Annotated in this window: 4 protein-coding genes; 1 reads left to right on the forward strand and 3 read right to left on the reverse strand. The window is 59.9% G+C overall.

The features are described 5' to 3' along the window. Nucleotides 1-27 precede the first annotated feature (27 nt). The 3 genes from SMC5_RS06455 to SMC5_RS06465 form a co-directional block, all read right to left on the reverse strand. Complete coding sequence (locus SMC5_RS06455; protein WP_207799117.1) at nucleotides 28-411, reverse strand: DUF1294 domain-containing protein; 384 nt, start codon at nucleotides 409-411, stop codon at nucleotides 28-30. Nucleotides 412-648: 237 nt separating this feature from the next. Then, a complete protein-coding gene (locus SMC5_RS06460) occupies nucleotides 649-1350 on the reverse strand; it encodes a pirin family protein (RefSeq protein WP_119087766.1) in 702 nt (233 codons plus the stop codon). Between the two features lie 170 nt (nucleotides 1351-1520). Further along, nucleotides 1521-2216: a RibD family protein gene (locus SMC5_RS06465; RefSeq protein ID WP_165849001.1), complete on the reverse strand. Its 696-nt coding sequence runs from the start codon at nucleotides 2214-2216 to the stop codon at nucleotides 1521-1523. A 232-nt stretch (nucleotides 2217-2448) separates the two neighbouring features. On the opposite strand from SMC5_RS06465, the gene pxpB reads away from it, so the two are divergent. Beyond that, nucleotides 2449-3654, forward strand: a 1206-nt coding sequence (gene pxpB, locus SMC5_RS06470; RefSeq protein ID WP_119120049.1) for a 5-oxoprolinase subunit PxpB, incomplete at its 3' end; no start/stop codon positions are given.

Consider the following 3654-nt stretch of genomic DNA (forward strand, 5'->3'; position numbering starts at 1 on the left):
ATGCGGTCGGTTTGTGTAAAGGAATCGTCAGCGCGGACGCAGGAAGATGTACCAGCCGGCGACGACCACGATCTGAACGGCGACGACCAGCCAGAACCGTTCCAGGAAGCTTTCTTTGCTGGTCTTGTGGTGAAACAGCCGCATGCCGAGGAGCGCGCCGACGGTACCACCCGCAAACGCCAGTGTTAAGAGGGCTCTTTCCGGTACACGGGTTGCTCCCGTCCCCGCAACCAGCTTGTCATAGCCATAGGTGAGAAACGTGATGCCCGTGACGGCCAGCAGCCACGACTGCACCCAGTCGAGTGCCGGCAGGTACCCATGCAGCAGGAACATGCCCATGACGGCCAGCCCCAGTGTAAGAACCAACGCTCCGGTCATGGTACGACGACGGGCACGAGCAGCGACAGTCACCGCTCTCCGTGCTCCACGCCGCCCAGCGTCTCTAGGGCTCTGGCTGTCAGAGTTTGCACGGTATGCGACTTTTCGATCAGGCTCGCCATAATCATCCTTATGCTCCTTTGCTCGCCGCGGCTCGACCCGCTAGTACTCCAGATTATGATACGAAGAACCCCGTCACGTTGCACGTGACGGGGAGCTCGCCGGCGTCTTCAGAACAAGGGTGACGCCGTGAACAGAGATGGAGGGGGACTAAGTAGCAACGTCTACAAGGACGAAGCTCCCGCCCGTTGCCGAAGAAAGGGAGAGCGCTGTGATTTCCCCGGTCACTCGTCCTTGATCTCCTTGTTCCAGGAGGGTGCCGTTGAGTGAAATGGACCCGGACGTCACATACAGCAGGACACACCGGTCGCCTGTAATGGGGTACTCAAGCGCAAAGGCTGGAGAAAACGTCGACAGTGAGATGGAGGCGTCGGCATGCAGCGTCACTGCATCGGGCTGTCCCCTGCCAGAAGCCACCGTCAGCAACCGATCCTGCCGCGACATCTGAGTGAAGTCCTTCTGTTCGTGCGACGGCATCACTCCGGGCTTGTCCGGGAAGACCCAGATCTGATAGTATCGGGCTGGATCGCTCTCTTCGTTCCTCTCCGTGTGACGCGTCCCCGTACCTGCAGAGATGCGGTGCACCTCACCTGCGTGGACGGTCGTGCGTTCCCCGGCATCATCGGTGATAGTCAGTTGTCCCACGAGCATGATCGTGACGATCTCCAGCTCCTCGTGGAAGTGCATCCCGAAGCCTTCCTTCGACTGGATCAAGTCGTCGTTGAAGGCACGCAGCATTCCCAGGTGCACGTTATCCGGCACGAACCACTCGCCGTATGAAAAGAGCCAATAGGCCTGCATCCATGACAGGTCGACAAAATGGCGTTCCTGTGCCGGTATACGGGTAACCATGTGAGACCCCCTTAAACCAACCGTAAAGAAACCTGCAGAATTCCTGTTATCCGACCCTGATGTCCAAGACGACCATTCCTCTCATGCCTTTGTCTGTCTCAGGTATAGACGAAACGCGCCCTTGAGTCAAACAAGTGCCCACGATGCGCACAATTGTGGAGTGAACTGTTTCAGATCGTTCGGGGGGCTTTCTTCTTTCTCCTGCCGGTGACCTTGTAGCGCAGCCACACCAGGCCTTCACCCATTGTCTCAGCGCTGACAAGCGCGAGAGGAATGACGCCGTCGGGGGACGCCAGGTCCAGCGCTCGGAACATGGAACGCTGGGACGTTCCACCAACCAGCGCAGGATGCACGAGGATACTGACCTCATTCACGAGTCCGGCCCGGAGCAACACGCCGTTCAGAATGCCACCCGAGTCAACGCGCACGGTCTGGACGCCGTAGCGCATGTTCAACTCTTCCAGTGCGGCCCTCAGGTCGACCTTCTCGGGTCCGGCAACGATGCAATCGACTCCCACCTCGGCCAGGTACTGCAGATATTCGTCCGGCGTGCTATCCGAGCAGATCGCCACGCCACCTCGCCAATAGGGCATCGCCAGCCACGTCCTCCAGCAGCGGACTCGCCCTCGACTGTCCACGATTGCCAGTAGAGGACGTGTGTCAGCCGGAAGGGGGGCCTGTGGTTCCCAGGTACCCTTGTCCCGCACCGCCGATTCAGGAGCCGCCAACACCGTGCTCGAGCCCACCAGCGCGCAGTCCTCATGCCATCTCCCCGCGAGGTCGTACAAAACCCCGACGTCGGCTTCAAACCAGTCGATGCGTCCATCCGCGCTCACCGCATTGTGTATGATCACTCGAGGCAACATGTGGCACCCCCTGTGTGTTGACTGCATCATACCGCAGGAGTGAAAACGGTCAACGCGCGACTCTGCCAAAGAGAGAAACGCGGCTGACGGTGCAACAGATCGATTGCCGCCTGTGCAGGAAGGACAGACAAGGAGATCGGCTGATGAACTGCGTCACCCCCGTTGGAACCTCGTCCCCACAGTCCCGGCGAATCGGAAGAGCACTCTGAGCAAACAGCGCTATCATGATAAAATGGAATCGCAGGAATGGACCTCATCCATAGTGCAGGACGGCGACAGCTGCTGGCTGGTCGTGGTTGGAAGCGACGTCTCGCCCTCAACCAGTGCACGCGTTCACGCGCTGCAACGCGCCGTCGAGACGCTGCATCCTGCCTGGCTGGTCGAGACGGTGCTGGGATACTGCTCTCTGGGGCTGATCGTCCGGCCGCTGCAGGCCTCAGTGGAAGAGGTCGAGGAACTTGTGTCCACAGCCACAAAAAACGTCATGGTCGCCCCATCCGTTCACCCCAGGACCGTCACGATCCCAGTCTGTTATGGCGGCGCATGCGGCCCGGACATGGAGGTCGTCTGTCGGCAATCTGGACTGAGCGAACAGGAGGTCGTGCAGCGACATGTTGCAGCTGGCTACCAGTGCTCCATGCTGGGGTTCCTGCCTGGCTTCCCATACCTTATGGGCCTCGACCCACAACTGGCAACACCGCGCCTGGCAACACCGCGAACCGTCGTTCCGGCAGGGAGCGTGGGCATCGCGGGCACACAGACAGGCGTCTACCCGGTGTCCAGCCCGGGAGCCTGGAACATCATCGGCCGCACGCCTCTCACGTTGTTTGAGCCGTCGCGCGAGCAGCATTCGCTGGTGCAGGCAGGAGACGTCGTTCGCTTTTCTCCCATCAGCCTTCAGGAATTTGAAGAGAAGCAGTCAGATGAATTCACATGTTATCCACAAATATGCGATGTTTCAGAGCAGGATGTTGGCGGATGTGACGTGCTCGAGCCCGGCATGTTGACGACAGTACAGGACGAGGGCCGCTGGGGACTGCAGAACATGGGGATCCCCGTTTCAGGAGCCATGGACCGACAGGCGCTGGCACTCGGGAATTTTCTGGTTGGAAACGAGGAAGGGGCGGCGGCTCTGGAAATCACACTCTCCGGTCCATGTCTGGTGTTCACGACAGATGCGCTGGTGGCACTAACGGGCGCTGACATGGGCCTGCAGGTGGATGGGCGCGATATTCCGGCATGGACTGCGGTCCTGGTACGAACCGGCAGCGTCCTCTCTATGACCGGTTGCATCGGAGCCGGTTGCCGTGCCTGGCTATGTGTTGCCGGCGGTATCGACGTTCCATACGTGCTAGGCAGCCGTTCGACACTGCTCCGGGCTGCACTGGGAGGATTCAGAGGTCGAGCACTGCGTGCGAGAGACAGTCTGCATCTGCAC

Origin of the sequence: Candidatus Cryosericum odellii, from assembly GCF_003570935.1 — a bacterium.
In the GTDB taxonomy this organism is placed as follows: Bacteria; Caldisericota; Caldisericia; order Cryosericales; family Cryosericaceae; genus Cryosericum; species Cryosericum odellii.